General features: G+C 67.0%; 21 protein-coding genes. 6 read left to right on the top strand and 15 right to left on the bottom strand.

Features of this window, described 5'->3' with window-relative positions; translation table 11 throughout:
• Nucleotides 1-29: 29 nt before the first annotated feature.
• The gene (locus AC07NK_RS18420) at nucleotides 30-1,313 is read left to right on the top strand and encodes a glycoside hydrolase family 130 protein (RefSeq protein ID WP_495172075.1); all 1,284 of its coding nucleotides are present in this window, start codon (nucleotides 30-32) and stop codon (nucleotides 1,311-1,313) included.
• A gap of 34 nt (nucleotides 1,314-1,347) precedes the next feature.
• Here AC07NK_RS18420 and AC07NK_RS18415 read toward each other — a convergent pair whose 3' ends face one another.
• The 4 genes from AC07NK_RS18415 to hflK form a co-directional block, all read right to left on the bottom strand.
• Nucleotides 1,348-3,012: a helicase HerA-like domain-containing protein gene (locus AC07NK_RS18415; RefSeq protein ID WP_495172074.1), complete on the bottom strand. Its 1,665-nt coding sequence runs from the start codon at nucleotides 3,010-3,012 to the stop codon at nucleotides 1,348-1,350.
• 61 nt (nucleotides 3,013-3,073) lie between these two features.
• On the bottom strand, nucleotides 3,074-4,594 hold the full coding sequence (locus AC07NK_RS18410) for a Do family serine endopeptidase (protein ID WP_495172073.1): 1,521 nt from the start codon (nucleotides 4,592-4,594) through the stop codon (nucleotides 3,074-3,076).
• 139 nt (nucleotides 4,595-4,733) lie between these two features.
• Nucleotides 4,734-5,597 (bottom strand): protease modulator HflC, encoded by an 864-nt coding sequence (gene hflC / locus AC07NK_RS18405; RefSeq protein ID WP_495172072.1) that lies wholly within the window; start codon nucleotides 5,595-5,597, stop codon nucleotides 4,734-4,736.
• A complete protein-coding gene (hflK, locus tag AC07NK_RS18400) occupies nucleotides 5,594-6,733 on the bottom strand; it encodes an FtsH protease activity modulator HflK (protein ID WP_495172071.1) in 1,140 nt (379 codons plus the stop codon). Before hflK ends, hflC begins: the two co-directional genes overlap by 4 nt.
• Before the next feature lie 109 nt (nucleotides 6,734-6,842).
• Between hflK and AC07NK_RS18395 the strand changes: the two genes are divergently transcribed.
• Together AC07NK_RS18395 and AC07NK_RS18390 are read left to right on the top strand one after the other, a co-directional pair.
• Nucleotides 6,843-7,805 carry an Mrp/NBP35 family ATP-binding protein gene (locus tag AC07NK_RS18395; protein WP_495172070.1) on the top strand — a complete coding sequence of 321 codons (963 nt, stop codon included), beginning with the start codon at nucleotides 6,843-6,845 and terminating at the stop codon, nucleotides 7,803-7,805.
• Nucleotides 7,806-7,807: 2 nt separating this feature from the next.
• Entirely contained in the window at nucleotides 7,808-8,236 is a 429-nt protein-coding gene (locus AC07NK_RS18390; RefSeq protein ID WP_495172069.1) for a CoA-binding protein, read from the top strand.
• Nucleotides 8,237-8,250: 14 nt separating this feature from the next.
• Here the strand turns inward: AC07NK_RS18390 and AC07NK_RS18385 are convergent, their stop codons facing one another.
• From AC07NK_RS18385 to AC07NK_RS18375, 3 genes are read right to left on the bottom strand one after another with little or no spacing between them, the layout of a single operon-like run.
• Nucleotides 8,251-9,606: an amidohydrolase family protein gene (locus tag AC07NK_RS18385; RefSeq protein ID WP_495172068.1), complete on the bottom strand. Its 1,356-nt coding sequence runs from the start codon at nucleotides 9,604-9,606 to the stop codon at nucleotides 8,251-8,253.
• Nucleotides 9,607-9,652: 46 nt separating this feature from the next.
• A complete protein-coding gene (gene dapD, locus AC07NK_RS18380) occupies nucleotides 9,653-10,471 on the bottom strand; it encodes a 2,3,4,5-tetrahydropyridine-2,6-dicarboxylate N-succinyltransferase (protein WP_495172067.1) in 819 nt (272 codons plus the stop codon).
• Nucleotides 10,468-11,133 carry a pyrimidine 5'-nucleotidase gene (locus tag AC07NK_RS18375; RefSeq protein WP_495172248.1) on the bottom strand — a complete coding sequence of 222 codons (666 nt, stop codon included), beginning with the start codon at nucleotides 11,131-11,133 and terminating at the stop codon, nucleotides 10,468-10,470. Before AC07NK_RS18375 ends, dapD begins: the two co-directional genes overlap by 4 nt.
• A gap of 155 nt (nucleotides 11,134-11,288) precedes the next feature.
• Between AC07NK_RS18375 and AC07NK_RS18370 the strand changes: the two genes are divergently transcribed.
• Both AC07NK_RS18370 and AC07NK_RS18365 read left to right on the top strand, forming a co-directional pair.
• Nucleotides 11,289-12,278, top strand: coding sequence for an LLM class flavin-dependent oxidoreductase (locus tag AC07NK_RS18370; RefSeq protein WP_495172066.1), 990 nt, complete (start codon nucleotides 11,289-11,291; stop codon nucleotides 12,276-12,278).
• A gap of 122 nt (nucleotides 12,279-12,400) precedes the next feature.
• Complete coding sequence (locus AC07NK_RS18365) at nucleotides 12,401-12,583, top strand: hypothetical protein (RefSeq protein WP_495172065.1); 183 nt, start codon at nucleotides 12,401-12,403, stop codon at nucleotides 12,581-12,583.
• 4 nt (nucleotides 12,584-12,587) lie between these two features.
• On the opposite strand, the gene AC07NK_RS18360 is transcribed toward AC07NK_RS18365, so the two are convergent.
• The 3 genes from AC07NK_RS18360 to AC07NK_RS18350 all read right to left on the bottom strand — a co-directional run bounded on the left by AC07NK_RS18360 (nucleotide 12,588) and on the right by AC07NK_RS18350 (nucleotide 15,039).
• The gene (locus AC07NK_RS18360) at nucleotides 12,588-13,895 is read right to left on the bottom strand and encodes a sensor histidine kinase (RefSeq protein ID WP_495172247.1); all 1,308 of its coding nucleotides are present in this window, start codon (nucleotides 13,893-13,895) and stop codon (nucleotides 12,588-12,590) included.
• A 142-nt stretch (nucleotides 13,896-14,037) separates the two neighbouring features.
• Nucleotides 14,038-14,712: a response regulator transcription factor gene (locus AC07NK_RS18355; RefSeq protein WP_495172064.1), complete on the bottom strand. Its 675-nt coding sequence runs from the start codon at nucleotides 14,710-14,712 to the stop codon at nucleotides 14,038-14,040.
• Between the two features lie 21 nt (nucleotides 14,713-14,733).
• On the bottom strand, nucleotides 14,734-15,039 hold the full coding sequence (locus AC07NK_RS18350; RefSeq protein WP_495172063.1) for a hypothetical protein: 306 nt from the start codon (nucleotides 15,037-15,039) through the stop codon (nucleotides 14,734-14,736).
• A 126-nt stretch (nucleotides 15,040-15,165) separates the two neighbouring features.
• On the opposite strand from AC07NK_RS18350, the gene AC07NK_RS18345 reads away from it, so the two are divergent.
• The gene (locus AC07NK_RS18345) at nucleotides 15,166-16,944 is read left to right on the top strand and encodes an ABC-F family ATP-binding cassette domain-containing protein (RefSeq protein WP_495172062.1); all 1,779 of its coding nucleotides are present in this window, start codon (nucleotides 15,166-15,168) and stop codon (nucleotides 16,942-16,944) included.
• A 325-nt stretch (nucleotides 16,945-17,269) separates the two neighbouring features.
• On the opposite strand, the gene AC07NK_RS18340 is transcribed toward AC07NK_RS18345, so the two are convergent.
• Genes AC07NK_RS18340 through prsK form a run of 5 tightly spaced genes read right to left on the bottom strand, consistent with a single transcriptional unit; the run spans nucleotide 17,270 to nucleotide 24,582 of the window.
• Complete coding sequence (locus tag AC07NK_RS18340; RefSeq protein WP_495172061.1) at nucleotides 17,270-18,184, bottom strand: diacylglycerol/lipid kinase family protein; 915 nt, start codon at nucleotides 18,182-18,184, stop codon at nucleotides 17,270-17,272.
• A 30-nt stretch (nucleotides 18,185-18,214) separates the two neighbouring features.
• Nucleotides 18,215-19,024 (bottom strand): ATP-binding protein, encoded by an 810-nt coding sequence (locus AC07NK_RS18335; RefSeq protein ID WP_495172060.1) that lies wholly within the window; start codon nucleotides 19,022-19,024, stop codon nucleotides 18,215-18,217.
• Between the two features lie 56 nt (nucleotides 19,025-19,080).
• The gene (locus AC07NK_RS18330; RefSeq protein WP_495172059.1) at nucleotides 19,081-21,216 is read right to left on the bottom strand and encodes a tetratricopeptide repeat protein; all 2,136 of its coding nucleotides are present in this window, start codon (nucleotides 21,214-21,216) and stop codon (nucleotides 19,081-19,083) included.
• On the bottom strand, nucleotides 21,200-22,549 hold the full coding sequence (gene prsR / locus AC07NK_RS18325; RefSeq protein WP_495172058.1) for a PEP-CTERM-box response regulator transcription factor: 1,350 nt from the start codon (nucleotides 22,547-22,549) through the stop codon (nucleotides 21,200-21,202). Before prsR ends, AC07NK_RS18330 begins: the two co-directional genes overlap by 17 nt.
• Entirely contained in the window at nucleotides 22,546-24,582 is a 2,037-nt protein-coding gene (gene prsK / locus AC07NK_RS18320; protein ID WP_495172057.1) for an XrtA/PEP-CTERM system histidine kinase PrsK, read from the bottom strand. Before prsK ends, prsR begins: the two co-directional genes overlap by 4 nt.

Here is a 24,582-nt window from a genome sequence, read left to right as displayed (position 1 = left end):
GATCGCGGGTTCGTGTCTCGGGAGCTTGAATGCTCGACCTGTTCCAACACCCGTTACGGCTTCGCGCGGACCCATCGCGCGTCGTGGTACGCCCGTTTCATATCGCTTGGGCTGCGTCCAACGGCGGCGCGCCGAGCCGCACCGAGCGGCTGGTGCGCGCGGTGCTCGACATGTCGCCAAGCGAGGCGCGCGGGCAGCTGGAGGCTGTCCTCAAGGATTTCGAAGCGCGCCACTGGCAGACTCGGCGTGTGTTCATGACCCGTTATGACGAGGTCGAGGCGCAACTAGGGCTCGACGGCAGTACGATCGGGGATGAGAAGCGCCAGCTGATCGGTGCCTATTTTTGCCACGAATACAGCTATGCGGCTGCGGCGCTGATGAACCCCAGTGCGGTGCCGCATCACGATCAGACCGGTATGCCCAAGGGCGCGCTGCGCATCCTGATGTCGCTGCGCGCGGTGGGGGAGGGACATATCTCTTCGGTCGCGTTTCGCGAAGGCATCATCACCGACCAGAATGAGCTGACGCTGGCGCCTGAACCGCCCTTTGCCACCGCGGCCGATGCGATCGGCGACGAGCTCGAGGCGCCCGAGGGGCCGGTGACGGTCTATCGGCATCGCGATTCGACGCTGTCGGGCACCTTGCTGTTCCCGATCACCAAGGCGCAGTCTAACGGGCTGGAGGATATGCGGCTGGTACGGTTCCGGCACGACGATGGCAGCCACGAATGGCTGGGCACCTATACCGCGTACAATGGCTCGCAGATCCAGTCAGAGATGCTGCGCACGCGCGACTGGCGCGAGTTCGATCTGGTGCCGATGACCGGGAGCGCCTCTCGCAACAAGGGGATGGGGCTGTTCCCGCGCAAGGTTGGCGACAAATACATGATGATCGGTCGGCAGGACGGCGAGAACATCTATCTGATCGCCTCCGACACGTTGACCCATTGGGACGAGGGCGAGAAGCTGATCCAGCCCAAATACCCTTGGGAGCTGGTGCAGATGGGTAATTGCGGCCCGCCGATTGAGCTGGACGAGGGCTGGCTGATGCTGACCCATGGCGTTGGGGCGATGCGCAAATATTCGATCGGCGCGGCGTTGCTCGACAAGGACGATCCGTCGAAGGTGCTCGGCCGGACCAAGGAGCCGATCTTGGCCGCAGCGGACCAGGACCGTGAAGGCTATGTTCCCAATGTCGTCTATTCGTGCGGCGCGGTCCGCCACGGCGACCGGATTTTCATTCCCTACGGTGTGGCGGACAGCTCGGTTGCGTTTGCGTTCGTATCGATCAGGTCGCTGCTCGGGGTGATGTAGCGTAAGGCGACGGGGCGATATCCGGGGCTGGCGCCTAGCCCTTGAACAGTCCGCCGAGGATGCCCCGGACGATGCCGCCGACGATGCCCGCGCCGGCACCCGACTTCTTACCGAAGATCGCCTTTGACACTTCGCCCGCGACGGCACGGCCGGCGGCGGTGGAAGCGGACTGGGTGGCGGACTTGATCGCGCGGTTCCACGGGTTGTTCGCCGCCTCACGCTCGGCCGCGCGCTGTGCCTGCGCGTCGAGCCGCGCCTGACGGTCGGCGTCGCGCTGCTCGGCGAGGCGCTGACGCTCCGCCTCCTTGGCGAGACGGGCGTCTTCCTTGGCCTGCGCGGCGGCAGCCTTTTCGGCCTCGGTCGTCGCCTTGGCTTCGGCAGCGGCGGCTGCAGCCTCACCGGCCTTGGCGTTGAGCAGTTCGTAAGCGGATTCGCGGTTGAGCGCGGTGTCGTATTTGTCGCCGACGATGTCGGTGTCGATCAGCACCTTGCGTTCCTCCGGCGTCACCGGGCCGACGCGCGAGCAGGGCGGCTTGATGAGGGTGCGTTCGACGGGGGAGGGCGCGCCATCGGCCATCAGCAGCGAGACCAGCGCCTCGCCGACCTTGAGCTCGGTGATCGCGGTCGCGACATCGACGCCGGGATTGGCGCGGAAGGTTTCGGCGGCGGATTTGATCGCCTTCTGCTCGCGCGGGGTGAAGGCGCGCAGCGCATGCTGGACGCGGTTACCGAGCTGGCCGGCGACATCCTCGGGAATGTCGATCGGGTTTTGGGTGACGAAATAGACGCCGACGCCCTTGGAGCGGATCAGGCGGACAACCTGCTCGACCTTGTCGAGCAGCGCTTTGGGCGCCTCCTCGAACAGCAGATGCGCCTCGTCGAAGAAGAAGACGAGCTTGGGCTTGTCGGGATCGCCGACCTCGGGAAGCGTCTCGAACAGCTCCGACAGCAGCCACAGCAGGAAGGTGGCGTAGAGCCGCGGCGAGGCCATCAGCTTGTCGGCGGCGAGGACGTTGACCACGCCGTGCCCGTTGTCGTCGAGCTTGATGAAGTCGTTGATGTCGAGCGCGGGCTCACCGAAGAAATGCGCACCGCCCTCGCTGCGTAGCTGGAGCAGCTGACGCTGGATCGCGCCGACGCTGGTCTTGGCGACGTTGCCGTACTTCGCAGTCAGCTCGTCCGCGCGCTCGGCGCAATGGACGAGCATCGACTGGAGATCGTCGAGGTCGAGCAGGAGCAGGCCGTCGTCATCGGCGACTTGGAAGGCGATGGCGAGCACGCCTTCCTGCACGTCGTTGAGGCCCATCAGCCGCGACAGCAGCAGCGGGCCCATCTCGGAAACGGTGGTACGGACGGGGTGACCCTGCTCGCCGAACAGGTCCCAGAACTGGACCGGGGCGGCGGCGTATTTCCACTCGGTATCGCCGATCTCGGCGGCGCGCGCGGCGAATGCCTCATGCGGCTTGGCAGTGGCGGAGCCAGCCATGCCGAGGCCGGAGAGGTCGCCCTTCACATCGGCGGCGAAGACCGGCACGCCGGCGCGGCTGAAGCTTTCAGCCAACCCCTGAAGCGTCACGGTCTTCCCGGTGCCGGTCGCGCCGGCGATCAGGCCGTGGCGATTGGCGCGCTTGAGGACGAGCGCCTGGCGCTGGCCACCGCCCGCACCGGCTCCGATGAAAAGCTCTGTCTCACCCGTCATGCCGAACTCCTGAATCACAGGAGATCAGCATAACGGGGAAAACGGTCAGGTCAGTCGAAAATTACTTGGCGAGTTCGACGACGACATAGCCGCCGACACCACCGCGGCGCATGACATAGAGCACGACCTGGTTGGCGCCGCTGGTCTTCGCACGGGCGACCGCAGCGTTGTACTCGGCCGGAGTCGTCACCGGTGCGCGGTTGACCGAAGCGATCACGAAGCCGCGCGTGATCGCCTTCTGCGCGGCGTCGCTCGCCGGGTCGACGCCGACCACGACAACGCCCTTGGTCTCGGGATCGACACCGACGCTGCGCGCGATCTGCGGCGTCAGCGCGGTGACGCTGATACCGAGCGAGGCGGCCGCGGCCTGCGTCCCCTGTTCGCTGTCGCCGGGCGTGCCTTCCTCGGCATCGGGATCGAAGCCGGCGAGCTGGTCAGCCGGCGGGCGGGTGCCGGCGGTGAGCTGGAGCGTCAGAGTCTTGCCGTCGCGGACCAGCTCAATCGGCACGCGCGCGCCGGGACGGACGCTTGCGGTGAGGAACGAGAGCGTCTGATCGGGGGTGACGTCCTTGCCGTCGACCTTGGTGATGATGTCGCCCTGCTTGATGCCGGCCTTGGCCGCGGCTTCGCCCGGTTCGACGCGCGAGACCAGTTCGCCCTTGCCCTTGGGCACGCCGAACGACTTGGCGAGATCCTCGCTGAGTGGCTGGATGCCGACGCCAAGATAGCCGCGCTGGACGCTGGCGCCCTTCATCAGCGTATCGAGGATCGGCTTCGCCTCGGTCGCAGGAATTGCGAAGCCGATGCCGACATTGCCGCCGGTGGGCGAGTAGATCTGCGAGTTGATGCCGATGACATTGCCGTTGAGGTCGAACAGCGGACCACCCGAGTTGCCGCGGTTGATCGAGGCGTCGGTCTGGATGAAGCGGTCGAACGGGCCAGCCTGGCCGGTCGGGCGATGCACCGCAGAGATGATGCCTGCGGTCACCGAGCCACCGAGGCCGAACGGGTTGCCGATCGCGACCACCCAGTCGCCAACGCGCGACTGATCCGAATTGCCGAGCCGGACGAAGGGCAGGTTCGCGCCCTCGATCTTGAGTACCGCGAGGTCGGATTCGACGTCGCGGCCGATCAGCTTGGCGGTGTATTCCTTGCGATCGGCGAGGATGACCTTGATCGATTCGACCACCGCGCCGCGCTGGCCCGCCGAGATCACATGGTTGTTGGTGACGATATAGCCATCGGCCGAGATGATGAAGCCCGAGCCGAGCGATTCGGCCTGACGCGTCACCGGACGGCCACCGCCGCCCTGCTGCCCGCCGAACAGGTCGCCGAACGGCGTGCCCGCGAACGGGTTAGTCTGCACCTGAACGCGCTGGGTGGTCGAGATGTTGACGACCGCTGGCTGGAGCTTGGACACCATGTCCGCAAAGCTCATCGGCGCGCCGGCGCGCGGGGCACCGGCCTGGATCGCGCCGGGCTCATTCTGCGCGGTCTGTGCGCCCGCGGGAGTCTGGAGGACGAGTGCCGCACTCGCGCCGCCGATCAGCAGCGCGGAGGTGATCGCATATGCATAACGCACGGGGGCGGTTCCTTTGAGTTTGCTCTTGGTCATCGGGCCTTTGCCGGGCTGGAGATCAGTCATGCGTGTGTTACTCACCTAGGATAGCTGAACGGCGATTGAATATGAACGAACCGAAAGTTCTTCGGTTCAGTTCGACTCACCGGCTCTTTCCCCTGAACTCGCGCAGGTAATCATTGTCGGGCGACAGGATGATTGACGTCTCGCCCTGCTTCTGGCGCGGATCGCCGATGAAGGTGGTGCGGTACGACTGCATCGCGCGCCAGAAATCGTAGAATTGCGGATCCTTGTTGAAGCTCTCTGCATAGATTTGCGCTGCGCGGGCATCACCATTTGCACGGATGATCTGTGCGTCCTTCTGGCCGTTGGCGCGGATCGTCGTCGCCTCCTGTTCGCGTGCGGTGCGCATCCGGGCAAGCGCCGATTCGAGCGGGCTGCCGTCGGGCAGGTCGGCATGCTTGATGCGCACATCGACGATCTGGACGCCATATTGGCTGGCGTAGCGCTGCAGGCCGGCCTGGATGTTGTCCATTACCGCGGTCCGCTCTGGGCTGAGCAGTGACGCGAAGGGGCGCTTGCCGAGCTCGGCGCGCAGTGCGGAACCGAACAGCGGCTTGAGCTGGTCGGCGACGCGGGTCTCGGACCCTGCGGTAACGACCATGCGCAACGGATCGGTGACGCGGAAGCGCGCAAAGGCGTCCACTTCGAGCCGAAGCTGGTCGGTCGAAAGCACCGGCTGATTCTCGAGCTCGATATCGAGCACGCGCTTGTCGACCCAGACGATGCGCTGGATGAACGGCACCTTGGCGATCAGGCCGGCGCCCGTGGTACGGCCGAACTGCTCGCCCGGCTGATACTGGTTGATCGTCCGGACCGGCTGCTCGAGCTGGAGGATCACTGCCTGCTTGGTTTCGGGCACGATCGAGACCGTGCTGAACAGCAGGAAGAGGATGACGAGGGCGAGGCCGCCGAGCAGGACCGGCCGGTTGATGACGCCGTTCATTGAGCGCCTCCCTGCTGCTGGCCTTGCTGGACCGAGGGCTGCGTCGAACTGCCGCGTGCCGCTGGGAGCGGGAGGTAGGGGGTCACGCCGTTGGTCTCGACGATGGTCTTGTTCGACTTCGCCAGCACGGCCTCCATGGTTTCATAATATAGGCGGCGGCGGGTGACTTCGGGGGCCAGCTTATACTGTTCGTAGATCTTGTCGAACTGTGCTGCCTGACCCTGCGCCACAGCGGTCACCTGTTGCTCATAGGCGCGCGCCTGGTTGCGGGCGCCTTCCGATTCCTGTTGCGCGGCGGTGACTTGCTTGAATGCCTCGTCCACAGCGCCCGGTGCCGCGGCGCCGCGGATCGCGACGCTCTGAACCCGGATGCCCGAATTATATTCGTCGAGGATCGCCTGAGTCGCCTGCTGTACGCGCGCCTCGATCACGGTACGGCCGGGACCGATCGCCTCGTTGAGCGTCACGCCGGCCACCGCGGCGCGCATTGCGCTTTCGGCAGTCGCGCGCACGGTCTGCTGCGGATTGGCGATCTGGAACACGAAATCTTCCGGATTCTGGATGTCCCAGCGAACCGAATAGGCAAGATCGACGATATTCTGATCCTGAGTCAGCATCAGATTCTCGCCGCTGGTCGCGGGGAAATCCTCGGTACGGATCGCCTGCACGTCGATCTTCTTCACGCCTTCGATTGGCGCGGGCAGCGTCCAGTTGATGCCCGGTTCCATCGTCCGCGAATATTTTCCGAAGAGTGCAACGACTGCACGCTGCTCCGGCGCGATGACATGGATGCTGGTGAAGCCGACCCACAGCAGGAGCAGGAGTGCGATTCCGCCGAAGATCACCGGACGGCCCGGCATCCCGCCGGGAAGCCCGCCGCCACCGCCACCGCCACCGCGGCGAGCGCGCTTGAGGAAATCGTCGAGGCTGGTGACGCTGCCGCGCGCGCTGCGCTTGCCCTCGGGCGGGAACGCCCAGGGGTTGCGTGGGCCGCCGCTGTCGCCGCCGTCGCCGCCTTTGCCGGCGTCTCCGCCGTCATTGCCGCCCTTGCCGCCGCCCCAAGGGCCCTTGTTCTCATTTTGCAGCACGCCCCACAGTCCGGGGGCGCGTGCGATCCAACCGCTCAGTTTCGCCATAGTCAGTCTTTATAGGGGGCGATCCGCGGATTTACAGTGGGCAGCTGTGTTGTTTGCGTTGGAATCGTGCGGCTTCCGCTTGGTGCAAACTCCCCCTATCTGCGCGGCTATGACCGAAAAAGCTGAACTCGAAGCCGTTCTTGCCCCCGTTGCCGCGGGGCGCGCTACCGTGCGGGTGGAGGGCATGCGAGCGAGCATCGTCCTCGACGTGACCGGCCTGCCCGAGGCGGCGCAGGACGCGCTGGAGGCCGATATCCGGGCTGCGGCAGCGCTGCCGGGGATCGAGGAAGTACGGATCGCGCGGACGGCGCAGCGCGTGAATCGCAAGCTGATCGCGGTGGCGAGCGGCAAGGGCGGGGTGGGCAAGTCGACCGTTTCGGCCAACCTTGCGATCGGGCTCGCGCGACTAGGACGGCGCGTGGGGCTGGTCGATGCCGATATCTATGGCCCGTCGCAGCCCAAAATCATGGGGATTGAAGGCTGCAAGCCCGAGGCGCACGACAAGAAGCTGGTACCGCTGACGACCCCTTGGGGCGTGCCGATGCTGTCGATGGGCGGGCTGGTGGCCGAGGGGCAGGCGATCGCGTGGCGTGGGCCGATGATCGCAGGCGCGTTGACCCAGCTGGTCGATGCCAATTGGGGAGCGGCGGAGGCGCTGGTCGTCGATCTCCCGCCCGGCACCGGTGACGTGCAACTGACGATGATCCAGAAGCATCGCCCGGCGGGTGCCGTGATCGTCTCGACCCCTCAGGATCTGGCGCTGATCGACGCGACGCGCGCGATCGACCTGTTCGCCAAGGCTGGCGTGCCGGTGATCGGGCTGATCGAGAATATGGCCGGCTATGCCTGTCCGCATTGCGGCGAGGTCTCCGACCCGTTCGGGCACGGCGGGGCGGAGGCTGCGGCGGCAAAGCTGGGGGTGCCGTTCCTTGGCCGGATTCCGCTCGACATCGCGATCCGCACCGCGTCCGATGCCGGAATGCCGCCAGCCGCCGGGAACGGGCCGGAGGCAGCCGCGTTCACCGCGATAGCTGCCCAGATTCACGACTGGATCAATGCCAACGGAGGCTGAACATGCCACTGACCCGCGACGAGGATATCAAGGCGCTGCTCGAAGGCGCGCGGACGATCGCGATGGTCGGCGCGTCCGACCGGCCCGACCGGCCGAGCTATGGCGTGATGAAGTTCCTGCAGGGGCGCGGCTACCGCGTCATCCCGGTCAACCCGCAGATTGTGGGCGAACATATCCATGGCGAATATGTGTTCGGCACGCTCGCCGATATCGGCGAGCCGATCGACATCGTCGACATCTTTCGCCGGCCGCTGGCTGCGGGGGAGGCGGTGGACGAAGCGATTGCGGCGGGCGCCAGGGCGGTGTGGATGCAGCTTCAGGTGATCAACCACGATGCCGCAGAACGCGCAGAGGCGGCGGGGCTGAAGGTGGTGATGGATCGCTGCCCTGCGATCGAGATCCCGAGGTTGGGCATCGCCAGGATCGGTTAGCGGCGAGAGCGCCGTCAGCGCCCCGCGTAGCGATCGGCGATGGGAGCGAGCAGCACGTCGAGCGCGGCGCGGTCGCGCCAGACGCCGTGTGCCATCACGCCGAGCGGCTGGCGCAGCGTCGACAGGTCGTCGAGCGGGTTCGCGCGGGTGAGGACGAGGTCGGCGCGTGCGCCGGGCACGATCGTGCCGAACGGCGTCTCGCCGGGACGGGCGCGGGCGATGAAGGCGCCGGCGTTGCGGGTGAGCGTAGCGAGCGCCTGATAGCGGGTGAGGCCTGCAGCTTCGAGCAGCGCGAGATTCTGGTGAAGCGAATCGCCGATGAACAGGCCGGGAATGGTCGGCGTATCGGTGCCCGCGACCAACGGGATGTCCGCATCCGCGAACGCCTTGACGAGGCGGCCGAGAAAGGCGGCGCGCGGCATCAGATCGCCGCTGCGCCGGTCATAGCCGGCATTGGGCCAGTCGAGCCGGTATCGCGGAGAGAGCAGGCGCGCCTCAGGACTGGCGAGCCAGGCCCGGACGGCGGCAGCCTTGCCCCATTGCTGCGCGATGATGGTGTAGGTGACGAGATCGGCGGTGACGAAGGCGTTGTGACGCTTCACCAGTTCGATCGCGCCGGGGATGGCGCTGTCGGGCGGGACGCTCTGGCCCGAATCGAAATCGGGCGCGAAGAAATGGCTGTAGATGAACTCTTCGGCATGCGCGACGAGGAGCTGGCCGGCGGCGAGCTGGCGGCCGAGCCCGCCCATCGCGGTGACAGTGTGGCCGGTGATCGGGATGCCGAACTCGCGCCCCGCCGCGGCGAGCGCGGCAAACGCCTCAGCCGAGAGGTTGTTATAGACTTTGATGAAGGCATAGCCGTTGGCGCGGGCGAGCAGGACGGCGGCGCGCGCCTCCACCGCATTGGTGACGACGAGATGGCCGTAGCGCGGCGAGCCGTCGACCGCGAGCGCGGTGTAGATATGCGGCGCCGGGATCGTCCCCTCGTTGGCGGCGAGGCGGGTGCGGCCGGCAAAGGCATTCGATGCCTCGCCCATGTGCAGCACGGTGGTGACGCCGTAGGAGAGGTAGATAGCGAGATCGTCGCGCGTGTGGACATGGGTGTGCAGGTCGGCGAGGCCGGGGCTGAGCCACAGATTGCGGGCGTCGACGCGTTGCGCATCGGACGGGATGGCAAGATTGCGACCGATCGCGGCGATGCGGCCGTTCTCGATCAGAACAATCTGATCGCGTAGCACCCGCTCGCGATCCATCGGTACGATGTTGACGTCGATGAACGCCACGCGCGCAGGGGACTGCGCAAGGGCTGGGCCGACGTAGAGAAAGCCTGCCAGCAGGAAGGCAAGTGCAAGGCGGGCAAAGTGTCTCATCCGCCGATGCTAACCCAGCCTGCCGGCCGACGGAACGGGGCTGTCGTCAGTCGCGCAGCAGCTCGTTGATGCCGGTCTTGCTGCGCGTCTGGGCGTCGACGGTCTTGACGATCACCGCGCAGTAAAGGCCGGGGCCGCCATCCTTGCCGGGCAGGGTGCCGGGGACCACGACGGAGTAGGGCGGGACGTGGCCGCGATAGACTTCGCCGGTCGCGCGGTCGACGATCTTGGTCGAGGCGCCAAGATAGACGCCCATCGAGAGCACCGCGCCCTCGCCAATGCGGACGCCCTCGGCCACTTCGGCGCGCGCGCCGATAAAGGCGCCGTCGCCGATGATGACGGGATCCGCCTGAAGCGGTTCGAGCACGCCGCCGATGCCGACGCCGCCCGAGAGGTGGACGTTCTTGCCGATCTGCGCGCAGCTGCCGACCGTCGCCCAGCCGTCGACCATCGAGCCCTCACCGACATAGGCGCCGATGTTCACGAAGCTGGGCATCAGCACGACATTCTTGGAGATGTGCGCGCCGTGGCGGACGACGCTGCCCGGGACCTGACGGAAGCCGGCGGCGCGGAAGCGCGCCTCGTCCCAGCCGGCGGTCTTGAGCGGGACCTTGTCGAAGCCCCAGTCGCCATTTTCAGTGCCGATCACGGCGTTGTCGTTGAGGCGGAAGGAGAGGAGCACGGCCTTTTTCAGCCACTGGTTGACCTGCCAGCCGTCACCCAAAGGTTCCGCCACACGCGCCGCGCCGCTGTCGAGCAGGTTGAGCGCCTCGACCACGGCTTCGCGCACCGCGCCGGTGGTGGCGAGGGAGATGTTCGCGCGGTCTTCCCAGGCGGCGTCGATCGTGGCGGCGAGGTCGGTCATGCGTGCTCCAGGATGGTTTCGAGCCAGTGGCTGATGTCGTGGGTAATGTGGTCGATATAGCTGCGGTCGCTGTCGGGCGCCTGTTCGGAGCCGTTGTCGACCCAGATGGTGGTCATGCCGATCGCCTTGGCCGGGGCGAGGTTGCGCGCCATGTCCTCGACGAAGGCGGCGGTCTTGGGATCGATGTTCCACGCGTCGCACACGCTGCGATAGGCATCGGGATGCGGCTTGGGCGCATAGTTACTGGCGTGGACGTCGTGGATCGCCTCGAAGCTCTCGGCGAGGCCGAGGCGGCCGAGCACCTTTTGCGCATAGGGCGCGTCGGCGTTGGTGAAGACGATTTTCCGCCCGGGGAGCCTCGCGATCGCAGCGGCGAGCGGTGCGTTATGCTCGAGCACGTCCATCTCGATGTCGTGGACGTCGGCGAGATAGTCGTGCGGGTCGATGCCATGCTTGGCCATCAGGCCCGCGAGTGTGGTGCCGTGCGAGATGAACCACTCTTTCTGCACGCGGCGTGCCGCGACCGGATCGAGGTTGAGCAGGCGGGCGACATAAGCGCCGATGCGCTCGTCGATCTGGGCGAACAGGTCCGCGCTCTTGGGGTAGAGCGTGTTGTCGAGATCGAACAGCCAGGCGTCGATATGGGCGAGATCGGGGCGCATCGTGTCGTGGCGTTTAGGAGGGATGCGCGCGGAGGGGAAGGATAGGAATGCTTTGCCGGCGATCATTCCTCCCGGGCACCGGGGAGGATTTGGTTTTCTGAACTCAAGCCATCCTTGCCTAGCGGCAGGGCGGATGGCTTCCCATCTGGCCGGGCATGACAGCCTATTCCCTGCTCGATCTGGTCCCGATCCTCGAGGGCGGCAACGCCGGCCGGTCCTTCGCCAACGCCGCCGATCTGGCGAAGCACGCCGAGGTGGAGGGGTTTCGCCGATACTGGGTCGCCGAGCACCACGGCATGCCGGGGATCGCGAGCGCGGCGACGGCAGTGGTGATCGCGCATGTGGGTGCGGCGACGTCGACGATCCGCGTCGGCGCGGGCGGGATCATGCTGCCCAACCATGCGCCTTTGGTAATCGCCGAGCAGTTCGGCACGCTTGACGCGCTGTTTCCGGGGCGGATCGACCTGGGCCTTGGTCGCGCGCCGGGCAGCGACCAGCGCGTGGCGCGGGCGATGCGGCGCAATCTTGAGACCAGCTCCGACGCCTTCCCGCAGGATATCGTCGAGCTGCAGAGCTATTTCGCCGACGATGGCCAGACCGGTATTCATGCGGTGCCGGGCGGCGGGGCGCAGCCCGAGCTGTGGATCCTGGGGTCGAGCCTGTATGGTGCGCAGCTCGCCGCGGCGCTGGGGTTGCCCTATGCCTTTGCCTCGCACTTCGCGCCGGGATCGCTCGAAGAGGCGCTCGACGTCTATCGACGGCAGTTCCGGCCTTCTGCGGTACTCGACAAGCCGCACGCGATGGCCGGGTTCAACGTGTTCGCGGCGGACACCGACGCGGAGGCGGAGCTACTAGCGACATCGATGCAGCAGGCGTTCGTCGCGCTGCGCACCACCGGCACCGGGATCAAGCTGCCGCCGCCGATACCCGGCTATCTCGACACGATTCCGGGGCAGGCGCGGGCGATGCTTGACCATGTGCTGTCGTGCACCGCGATCGGTGGGCTGGAGAAGGTGCGCGAGGGGCTGGCGAAGTTCATCGCGCGGACGGGCGTGGACGAGGTGATGCTGGTCAGTTCGATCTACGATCATGACGAGCGCAAGAAGAGCCTTTCGATCGCGGCAGAGGCAATGCGCGGGCTTTAAGTTCACCATTTCGGGTCGGCGCCGCAATCTACCCAATGCTTGCCCGAAAGCTGCCTTGATCGCCGGGCACCAACCCCGGTGACAGGGACACGTTCAGGGGGCTGAACGAGGAGCAGACAGCGATGTCAGCGCCAATGGCTGCCACGAAGAAGGTCGGGATCCGGTGTCATATCGGCATCCACCGACCGCGCCGCCGCGACCGCCCCGGCCGCGGTGAGTTCGAGACGACCTGCCGCGATTGCGGCTGCGATCTGGTGCTGAGCCCGGTGACGGGGCGGTGGCGCTTCGTTGGAGTGATGGGGTAGAGGGTCAGCCCGCCGCCGGCAGTCTGAGTCGCACCAGCAATCCACCGAGATCCTCGCTCTCTTCGAGCGTGACCGTGCCGTCATAGATCTCGGCCACGTCGCGAACGATGGCGAGGCCGAGCCCGGTGCCGGGCTTGCCGGTGTCGAGCCGGACGCCGCGGTCGAAGATACGGATACGGTCCGCTTCCGGAATGCCCCGGCCGTCGTCCTCGATCATGATCTCGACGAACCCGGCCTGCACGCTGACGGTGATGAACACGCTGCCGCCGCCATATTTGGCGGCATTCTCGACCAGATTGCCCATGATCTCGTCGAGGTCCTGCCGTTCGATATGCGCGACAAGATCCTTGGGACCGTCGGTGTCGATGCGGACGTGCGGATAGAGGCGCGCGACCGCGCGCTCGACCGATTCGACGCTGGGCCAGACCGGCGCGCGGCTGTGCGCGGAGCCGCGGCGGCCGACTGCGCGGGCACGGGCAAGGTGATGATCGACCTGACGGCGCATCGTGCGCGCCTCGCGCACCACGGTGGTGGGCAGATCGTCCGACTGGGCGGTCGCGGCGTTCATGATGACGGTCAGCGGGGTCTTGAGCGCGTGCGCGAGGTTTCCGGCGTGGCGGCGGGCCTCCTCGGCCTGCTTGTCGTTGTGCGCGACGAGCGCGTTGAGTTCCTCGACCATCGGCGCGACTTCGGCGGGCATTGCACCCTCGATTCGCGGCGCTTCGCCGGTGCGCAATTGCTGGATGCCGCGGCGCAGCTTGCGCAGCGGGAGCAGACCGTACCAGGTCTGGAGCGCGGCCATGCCGATCAGACCGGCGGCGAGCAGCAGGAAGCTGCGCACCAGTGTCTTGCGCAGCGCCTCGATCTGCGCGTCGAGCATGTCGCGACTCTGCGCGACCTGAAAACGCCAGCGGACCTGTGAGCCGGGGAGGAGGATGTCACGCTCGGCGATGCGCAGGCGGTGGTCGGTGAACTGGTTCGAATCGTAGGTGTGGACTTCCTGGTCGCTATGCGCTTCGTCGGTGCGCAGCAGCCGATCCCAAAGCGAGCGCGAAGGGAAGGGTTCGAAGCCCTTGCCGCTGACCTGCCAATAGAGACCTGAGCCCGGTTCGAGGAAGCGCTGGTCGGAGAGCTGGCGGTTGAACGCGATCTCGCCCTCCGGCCCGATCTCGGCCGAGACGACGAGCGAGGTGAGGAGGTATTCGAGACCGTCGTCGAAATTGCGCGTGATCGCGCCGGTGAGCACGCGATCGAGCGCGAAGCCGCCGCCGCTGAGCAGCAATGTGATCCATGCCGCCGCGATCAGGATCATGCGGCGGCTGAGCGAACCGGTCGTGCGGACATAGGGCCGCGGCGCAGGATCGCCGGGCTGAAGCACGAGTTCCGGTGCCGCCCGGCTCTCCGCGCGGCGGACGAACGGAAAGCGGCGGCCGAGAACTAAACCGAAGGGAAGATCAGGCACCGGCCTCCGCCGGTTCTTCGAGGCTATAGCCGAGGCCGCGGATCGTGGTGATCACGTCGGGGCCGAGCTTCTTGCGGATGCGCGTCACGAAGACTTCGATCGTGTTCGAATCGCGGTCGAAATCCTGATCGTAGATATGCTCGATCAGCTCGGTGCGGCTGACCACCTTGCCCTTGTGATGGAGCAAATAGGAGAGGAGCTTATACTCCTGCGCGGTGAGCTTGACCGGGTCACCGGCCTTGGTGACCTTGCCCGATCGGGTGTCGAGGCGGATGTCGCCCGCGATCAGCTCGGCCGAGGCATTGCCCGAGGCACGGCGGATCAGCGCGCGCAGGCGGGCGATCAGTTCCTCCGACTGGAAGGGCTTGGCGACATAGTCGTCCGCGCCTGCGTCGAGCCCGGCGACCTTGTCCGACCAGCTGTCACGCGCCGTCAGCACCAGCACGGGCGTGGTCTTGCCCTCTTTCCGCCAGCGGTCGAGCACGGTCAGGCCGTCGACCTCGGGCAGACCGAGGTCGAGCACGATCGCGTCGTAATTCTCGGTCGAGCCGAGATAATGGCCTTCCTCGCCATCGCCCGCGGTGTCGACGGCATAGCCCGCGCCCTCAAGCGTCGCCTGAAGCTGGTTGCGGAGATTGGGTTCGTCCTCGACGATCAGAACGCGCATCTTATTCCCTTCTGGTTCCGCTCAACGGCCCGACTGGCCGACGATCTGGCCCGAACGGCCATCGACGTCGACCCAGATGACCGATCCATTGCGCAGGAACTTTAGCGTGTAAATCATCGTCCCCGAATCGAAATCGAAGCCGAGATACTGCGCACCCTTGCGGGACATCCCAGGAACGACACGCGATTCGATCTCGCGCAGCGGCAGCAGACGGCCCTGCGCGCGGCCTTCGCGCGCAGCTTCCTGATCCGCGCGCACCTGCGGCGAAGCATGCGCAGGGAGCGCAGCGGTGGCAAGAAATGCGCCGAGACAGAGAAACCCGAACATCTTCATGGCGCTTGGCATAGGTGTGAACCGTTGAACAGCCGGTGAATGTGCCGGTAAGCCTCTCGAAAGCTGTCGGCGTGCGCCGGGGTTGCTCCGCGGGGCCGCTCCGCCTACCTGCGCGGCGCTATGGCTGCTCCTGTTCTCTCCTATGAAAAACTCGGTCTGGTCCAGGGATCTGGCTGGCTGTTCCGCGACCTCGACATTTATGTGGGCGCGCGCGACCGGCTGGCGCTGATCGGGCGTAATGGTGCGGGCAAGACCACGTTGCTCAAGCTGCTGGCGGGGCAGGTCGACGCGGACGAGGGGCGGCGGACGATCCAGCCGGGCACCCGCGTCGTGATGCTCGAGCAGGAACCGCGCATGACGGGTTGCACGACGCTGATGGACTATGTCCTGTCGGGTGACGATGCGCCGCAGCGGCACGAGGCCGAGGCGATCGCTGACCAGCTGGGTATCGATCTGATGCACGAGGCGGCGACGGCGAGCGGCGGCGAGCGGCGGCGTGCGGGCATCGCACGTGCGCTGGCGATGAATCCCGATGTTCTGCTGCTCGACGAGCCGACCAACCATCTCGACATCCACGCGATCGAATGGCTGGAAGAATGGCTCAACCGCTATCGCGGCGCGTTCGTCGTGATCAGCCACGACCGTACCTTCCTGACTCGCCTGACGCGGCAGACCCTGTGGCTCGACCGCGGATCGATGCGGCGCGCGGAGATCGGTTTTGGCGGATTCGATGCATGGACCGAGCAGGTCTATGCTGATGAGCAGCGCGCGGCCGAAAAGCTCGATGCGCGGCTGAAGCTCGAGGAGCATTGGCTTCAGCGCGGCGTGACCGGGCGACGGCGGCGCAATCAGGGGCGGCTGACCAAGCTTTACGAGATGCGGGCCGAACGTGCGGCGATGACCGGCCCGGCGGGTGCTGCGAATCTGGCGACGGCGGCGGACGATTCGAAAACCAAGGTGGTGATCGATGCCAAGCACGCGTCGAAGAGCTACGGCGATCGCACGATCATCAGCGATCTGACGCTGCGGGTCACGCGCGGCGACCGTATCGGCATCGTCGGCAAGAACGGTGCGGGCAAGTCGACATTGCTCAAGCTGCTGACCGGCGAGATCGAGCCGGATACGGGGAGCATCAAGCTCGCCAGGACACTCGATCCTGTGATCATCGACCAGCAGCGCAGCCGGATGCAGCCCGAGAAGACCGTGCGCGACGTGGTTGCGGACGGCGGCGAGTGGATCGACGTGCTGGGGGTGCGGAAGCACATTCACGGCTATCTCAAGGAGTTCCTGTTCGAGCCGAACATGGTCGATGCCAAGGTCGGCACGCTGTCGGGCGGCGAGCGTTCGCGGTTGCTGCTGGCGCGCGAGTTTGCCCGGCCGTCGAACCTGATGGTGCTCGACGAGCCGACCAACGACCTCGACCTCGAGACGCTCGACCTGCTGCAGGAAGTGATCGCGGACTATGACGGCACGGTGCTGATCGTCAGCCATGACCGCGACTTTCTCGACCGTACGGTGACGATGACGATCGGGCTCGACGGGTCGGGCACGGTCGACATGGTGGTCGGCGGCTATGCCGACTGGGAAGCCAAAAGGAAGGTGCGGACCGAGACGAAGAAGGCCGCGCTGAAGACGGCGCCGTTGGCCGAAGCGCCGAAGCCCAAGACCAAGCTCAGCTACAAGGACCAGCGCGACTACGACCTGCTGCCCAAACGGATCGAAGAGCTGGACGCGGGAATCGCCAAGGACGAGGCGGCGCTGGCCGATCCGGACCTGTATGCGAAGAACCCGGGCAAGTTCGACACGCTGATGGCGGGGATCGCCAAGGCGCGCGACGAGAAGGACGCGGCGGAGCTGCGCTGGCTGGAGCTGGCGGAGATGGTCGAGGGGCTGGGGTGAGACGGGGCGCGGGAGTATCTCCGCGGAGGTGAGCCGGGTGACCAAGTTGGCAGGAATGATGGGTTTTCCGGCTGACGCGACTACGACGCGACAGGTTCGCGCCTGCGACGCGACAGGTTGACGACAGCGACGCGCCATTTGCGCGTCGATCACGCTACACCTGCGCGACGGTGACGCGCCGGTCGCGCGCCACTTCCGCCGCGGGTTTGCACCGGGAACGCGCCATCGATGCGCGGTCAGGCTATGATCGGGTTGGAATCGCTGCTCCATCGATCAGGGTCGACCAGAAGAAATCCAACATTTGAAGAGGCTTCGCGGCTGCGAGTCAGTTGCCTTGTGCGGTCGCGCTGTCCGGTACCACCACGTCGATCGCGCGCTCCGCCACCCGCACCGTCACCGGGGTCCGCGCCAGCACTTCGCCGTCGATCGAGATGCGATGATGGGGGCGGGTATCGAGCTTCAGTTCGGCGCCGCGGAACTCGCTGACCGTCTGGTCGCGCGAGCGCAGGCGGAAGAAGCGGGCGTACCAGTCCCAGGCAAGGCGCCAGCGGTTGCGGCCGGTGACGACCTGAATCACCATCTCGCCGCTCTCGACACAAGCCTCGTCGCTCATCACCACGCCGCCGTGGAACCTGCCGTTGAGAATGCGGACCTCGCTGGCCCACATACGGTGTGTCTTGTCGCCATCGCCGATGAAGACGCGGAAGGGGCGGAAGCGCGCGAAGCACCAGACGGCCCAAGTGAGATAGCCGATGCGGCCGAGATATTTCTTGAGACTGTGGGGCACGCTCTCGCCGATCATCGGAGAGAGGCCCATCGCGGCGGCATTGGCGAAATAGTCATGGTCGATCATGCCGAGATCGACGCGGCGGCGCTTGCCGGTGGCGATTGCCTTGATCGCACCGTCGAGGTCGAGCGGCAGGCCCAATGTTCGCGCGAAGCTGTTGGCGGTGCCGAGCGGCAGAACCGCGAACACCACGTCTTTGCCGACGACATCGTCGACCACGCCCGACAGCGATCCGTCGCCGCCGCCGACGATCACCATTTTTGCGCCGGATCGTACTGCGCCGCGCACCGCGTCGTTGAGCCGCGAGGGATCGCGGATCGGCCAGGCGGCGGTAAGATGGATACCCGCCGCCTCGAACTTTGCGCGCGCCTGTTCGAACAGCGCCGCGCCGCGGCGCGAACGGGCGTTGACGATCAGGACGGCTTCGCGCGGGACGGGAAGGTTGGTTGTCACAGCGCTACAACGGCCAGGCGCACGGACGGTTCAGAGCCGCTTTCCGTTCCGGCCGGCGAGGTCGACGACATATTGCCAGGCGACGCGGCCCGAGCGGCTGCCGCGGCGGGTCGCCCAGTTGACCGCCTCGGCAGCGTCGAAGGGCAGGCCGTGGTCCTGTGCATAGGTGCGCACGATCTCGACATAGGTGTCCTGATCGATCGCATGGAAGCCGAGCGAAAGGCCGAAGCGGTCGGCGAGCGCGAGATTGTCGTCGATGCTGTCGCGCGGATTGATCGCGCTCGATTGCTCGGCGATGTCGCGCGGGATCAGGTGGCGGCGATTGGAGGTGACGAAGAGGCGGGCATTGGCCGGGCGTGCCTCGGCTCCGCCCTCGAGCAGCGAGCGCAGCGCGCGGCCGTCTGAAGCGGCGTCGAAGCCGAGATCGTCGAGGAAGATCACGAAGGCGCGCGAACTGGCGGCGATCAGCGCGAACAATTGGGGCAGCGTGTCGAGTGCGTCGGCCTGCGCCTCGATCAGCGCGACTTCACCGCCTTCGGCCTGCACTGCGGCGACGGCGGCTTTGCTCAGCGCCGATTTGCCCGTGCCGCGCGCGCCCCAGAGGAGGACGTCGTGCGCGGGGAGGCGGTCCGCGAGGCGGCGGACATTCGCGAGCAGCGTTTCCTTCTGCCGATCGATCCCGACCAGTTCGGCGAGCGGAAGCGGCGCGAAGGCGCGGGCGGGTTGGAGGAAACCACGATGCCAGACATAGGCTGGATGCGCGGTCAGATCCGGCACCGGCGGTGGTGGCGGGGCCAGCCGCTCGAGCGCGGCAGCGATACGGTCCAGCGGGTCGCTCATGCCAAGCGCGCTATGGCGCGCCGCGCGGATTGGCAATGCCTGTGTGCCTGCTGGTTCTATGCCAGCTTCGCGATCAGCGCTTCTGCGGCGGTGCGGTCGGTGAATCCGGGGATGGCGATCGCGGCCTGTGCTTCGGCCCTGGCTTCGGCGTTGCGGCCGGCTTCGGCATAGGCCTGCGCCAGCTGCCAGCGCAGCACCGGGTGGCGCGGCGCGAGCGTCACCGCCTTTTGCAGAAGCTCGATCCCGCCCGCGACATCGCCGCTTTCGGCGAGCGTCCAGCCCATCGCGCCCGCAACGGCAGGGTTGGACGGGGCGAGGTGATAGGCGGCCTCGGCATAGCGCGCGGCACGGTCGGGCTCGCCGGCGCCGGCATAGGCGAGGGCGAGCTCGGCGAGCAGACCGGCGTCGCGGTTGCCGGTGCGCAGGCGGACGGCTTCGAGTGAGTCGATTGCGGCGTCATAGTCGCCCGCCGCGGCCTGCCAGTTCGCGGACAGGCGCAGTGCGGCGAGGTTGAGCGGGTTTTGCGACAGGAACAACGCGAGCGTGGTCGACGCTTCCTGCCGCTGGCCCGAGCGGTCGAGCGCCTCGACGAGGCGGAGCATTGCGGCTTCGTCGAAACGGATGCTCGCGGCGTCCTTATAGGCGCGCACTGCGTCGGCGGGGCGCTTGAGTAGCATCAGCGTGTCGCCCACCAGCGTATGCGCGGCGGGGGCGCCGGGATTGCGCTGGGCGATCTCCTGTGCGCGGGCGAGCGCGGCGCCAGTATCGCCGCTGTCGATCAGCCCGCGGATCAGCGGGATCGCGGCGCGGGGATCGTCGGTCGGCGCCTTTTGCGCGGCCGCGGTGAGCATGGGCAGCGCATCGTCCGCGCTGAACCAGGCGGCGCCGTCGCGGGCGGGCGAGGCGGCACGGTCAAAATAGCGAGCGGCGATGTCGCGCTGGCCGATGCGTTCATAGCCGCGCGCGACGAGGCTGAGCGCATAGGCATCGGCATCGCCGCGGGCGACGACGGGGAGCAGCAGCTCGATCGCGTTCTTTGATGCGTCCGAGCGCAGCAGCGCGGTGGCGAGCAGCTTGCGCGCGGCGATGTTCATCGGCTGCTGATTGACGAGGTTGCGCAGCTTTTCGACCGCGCGTTCGTAGCTGCCCTCTTCCAGATCGAGCGTTCCGCCGAGCAGCAGACCGCCGGGAAGCGCAGCGATGCCGCTGCCGGCGCGCTGGAGTAGCTGACGCGCAAGGTCGAACTGCTCGGCGCGGGCGGCCAGCACGGCCTGGAGATAGAGCGCTTGGGGGCTGCGTGGGCGGACCTCCATCGCCTTGCGGGAAATCGCGAGCATTTCTTGCGTGCGGCCGACGTCACCGAGAGTCGAGGCGTATTGGATCAGCGCGGCGTGGCGATAGGGATCGCGCTTGAGCGCAGCCTCGAACCACGGGAGTGCGGCAACAAGGCCGTACTGGGTGCGGACCAGCTCGCCGCGCAGGATGAGCGCGTCGGTATTGCCCTTGTCGAGCTGGGTCGCCTTGCCCGCCGCTTCGATCGCGCCGACCACATCGCCCGCATTGACGCGGAAGCGGCCTAGGTCGGTCCAGGCATTGGCGTCATCGGGTGCGAGGCGGATGGCGGCGAGCGCGGATTCCTGCGCAGCGGCGAGGTTGCCGCCGGCGAGATAGGCACGGGTGCGGACGCGTTGCGCGGCGAGACGGTCGGCTTCGGGCGCCTTGTTCGCCTCGACCAGCGCGCGGCGCGGATCGCCCTGAAGCAGGATCGCGTGCGCCATCAGCGCATGGGTGCGGTTCGGATTGATGCCATTGTCGATCGCGCGGCGGAGCGACGCTTCGGCTGCGACGCCTTCGTCGAGTGCCAGCGTCGCGCGGGCGAGCGCCAGATGCGCTTCGCCCCATTTCGGATCGGCGCGGACGGCGTTGAATGCCTGCGACCGTGCGGCCGACGCGTTGCTCGCCTTGAGATATTGTTCGCTGCGCGCGACGGCGGTGCGCGCCGCTTCGGGATCGACGCGATTGGCGATGACCGAGCGGAAAGCGAGCAGCGCGACGCCGAACGCGGCGATGCACAGCGCGAACACGACGATCCGGCGCAGATTGACGCGGCCCTTGCCCGACAGGCGAGTGCTACCGCTGCGCCATTTGCGCCGCTGACCAATGGAGGGAGCTGTCTCAGGGCTGGAGGTCATAGGCCTTCATCAGATCATAGAGGGTGGGGCGGCTGATCCCGAGCAGGCGCGCGGTGCCGGAGATGTTGCCGTCGGTACGGGACAGGGCCTGAACGATCGCGCGGCGGTCCGCAGCCTCGCGCACCGCCTTGAGGTTGATCGGGCCGACGTCTTCGGCGGGCGCAAGGTCGAGATCGGCGGCGGTAACGAGCTTGCCGTCGGCCATGATTGCGGCGCGCTTCACGCGATTCTCAAGCTCGCGGACATTGCCCGGCCAGTGCCAGGCATCGATCGCGTCGAGCGCGTCGGGGGCAAAGCTCTTGCCGCCGAGCTTCATTGCGGTGGCGTGTTTGTGGAGCAGGTGGCGTGCGAGCAGACCGGCGTCGCCGGGACGTTCGGCGAGGCTGGGGATGCGCACGACGATCTCGGCGAGGCGGTAATAGAGATCCTCGCGAAAGGTGCTGGCGGCGACCATCGCATCGATGTCCTGATGCGTCGCACAGACCACGCGGGTATCGACCGCGATTGGCTTGCGCCCGCCAATCCGCTCGATCACCCGTTCCTGAAGGAAGCGCAGCAATTTGACCTGGAGCGGCAGGGGCACGTCGCCGATCTCGTCGAGGAACAGCGTGCCACCCTGTGCCTGCTCGATCTTGCCTTCGGTCGTCTTGACCGCGCCGGTAAAGGCGCCCTTTTCATGTCCGAACAATTCGGATTCGAGTAGCGTCTCCGGGATCGCGGCGCAGTTGATCGCGACGAATTCGCCCTTGCGGCGGCTGGCGTCGTGCAGGCCGCGGGCGAGCAGTTCCTTGCCGGTGCCGCTGGCGCCGAGCAGCATCACCGAGACATCAGCGGGGGCGACGCGCTCGATCGTGCGCGTGACCTTGAGCATTTCGGCCGAGCCAGTGACGATGCCGCCGAGCGCGGTGCCGCTTTCGGCACGCGCGGCGAGGCGGCGATTCTCGGCCTCAAGTGCATGGACGTGGAAAGCGCGTGCGACGATCAGGCCGAGCGCGTCGATATCGATCGGCTTCTGGTAGAAGTCCCACGCCCCCATCGAGATGGCGCGCAGCATCGATTCACGCTCGCCATGGCCTGAGGCGACGATGACGCGTGTATCGGGCTTGAGTGCGAGAATGGTTTCGAGGGCGGCGAAGCCTTCGGTCGTGCCGTCGGGATCGGGCGGCAGGCCAAGGTCGAGCGTGACCACGGCGGGTTCCTCCGCGCGGAGGATCGCAATCGCGCCCTCGCGGTCGCCCGCGGTGAGAATCTCATAGCCCTCATAGGCCCAGCGCAACTGGCGCTGGAGCCCGGCGTCGTCCTCAACGATGAGGAGTTTGGGTTTGTCGCTCATGCCGCTCGTCCAACTTCACCATTCGCTGCGCCCGTCGCGCGCAACACCACGCGGAAACGCGATCCCTTGCCTTCACTGCTTTCGACCTCGATCCGTCCGCCCATTTCGGCGGCGAGCTTCTGTGCCTCGAACGCACCGATGCCGAAGCCACCGGGTTTGGACGAGACGAAGGGCTTGAACAATTTGTCGCGGATGAACGCCGGGGACATGCCCGTGCCGCGGTCGACCACGTCGAGCCGCGCCTCCCTTGCGTCGGCGCCTACCTCGATCGTGATGGGTGCGCCTGGCGGGCTTGCCTCGATCGCGTTCTGGATGAGGTGGCCGAGCAGGGTTTCGAGCATCGCTGGATCGGCGATGGCGAGCGGATCGCCGGAGCTCGATACCTCGACCGGGTGCTGCGCGCGGCGCGCCTTCGCCACCCGGCGTGCGAGGGGCGCGAGCGGGACCGCGACCGGGGCTTCGGTACGCGCGCGGTGATGCTGCGAGAGGCGCGCGAGCATATCGTTCATCCGTCCCGCAGAATCCTGAAGCGTCGCGACCATATCAGCGCGGAAGGCGGGATTGTCGGCGTGGCGCTCGGCGTTGCGCGCGACGAGCGTGAGCTGGCTCACCAGATTCTTGATATCGTGCATGATGAAGGCGAAGCGGCGGTTGAACTCTTCGAAGCGTTCGGCCTCGGCCAGCGCTTCGAGCGCGCGTTCCTCGGCCAGATAGCTGGCAAGCTGACGGCCTGCGGCCTTGAGCAGGTCGAAGTCCTCCCAGTCAAGCGCGCGCGGCACCGGCGGGTGGGCGAGTACGATCGCCCCGGCAAGGCGGCTGTGATGGGGAAGGGGCACGACGACCCATGCCTGATCCCAGCCGCGGATCGAAGCAGGGATCGCGGCGGCGGGGTCGGCGGTATCGAGTTCAAGGATCAGCGCCGGATCGAGCGTGGCGTATGGCCAGTCTTCGCCATAGGCTGCAGGCAAGCTGCCGCGCGCGACATTCCACGCCGCGCTGACGCCGAGCGTATCGCCCTGCGGCACCAGCAACACCCCCGCGGGAGAGTCGGTCAGATCGGCCAGCGCCTTGACGATGCGCTCGTCGAGCGGGGCGCTGCCCTCAGGCTCGCCCAGCGTCTCGGTGAAGCGCAGCCACTCGGCGCGATAGTCGTAGCGGTGGGCGAAGAAATGCTTCGCGAGCTTCACCTTGGTCCAGGCGCGTAGCCAGGGGCTGGAGACGACGGTCAGGATCGCGGCGGTCGAGCCGAATACGAAGGCGGTCTGGAGCAGGCGTGCATTGTCGCCGCCGATCGCGGCGAGCGCCGAGGTGGCGAGCGCGAGCAACGCGAAATAGAGTCCGATCGCGACCAGCGAGAGCGACTGATAGGCGACGGTGCGCGACAGCTGCATCGGCCATTCGCCGCGCCGTTGCAGCCCCATTGCGATTGCGGCGGCGATCAACGCCATCGCCCCGCCGCGCACGGCGACCAGCTGATGCGGCCAGCCCATGGTGAGCCACGCGACGCTCAACACGTTGGTGTCGACCAGCCACATTGCGCCGATTGCGAGTACTACGGGGCGCATCCCCGCGGTGCCGGGCGCCGTGATCGCGCCATGCAGGCTCTGGACGAGGACAAGAGCGGCGACCGCGGCCATCATCCGCAGCAGCAGTGCGGCCTCGGTGACCTGGGGTGCGATATCCTGCGTGGTCGCTGCGACGACATGCAATGCGGCTGCAATCAGGATCACCACCGCGACGACGCCATAGACGGTGCCGATCGCTGCCGGCGGGCGTTCGGACCCGTGGCGGCGGTGGAGCGCGATCATGAAGCCGAGCCACGCAAGATTGCGCGCGCTCTCGGCAATGCGTGTGGTGAGATCGGCCTCGCCGATCCCGGCCACGGCCAGCGCCCACAGCGCGGTCATCATCAGCGCGATGCCGAGGGGTTTGCGCGGCACGCCGGCCTCTGCGCCGCGGAAGGTCCACAGGCCCAGCGCGCCGAACAGCAGCGCCGCCAGGGCATGGCCCCAGAGGATCAGCGCCGGAACCAC

The organism is Sphingomonas sp. GW821-FHT09B04 (assembly GCF_059418285.1).
The sequence above is the reverse complement of the archived record's forward strand: the minus strand, read 5'-3'. Positions and strand labels throughout refer to the sequence as shown.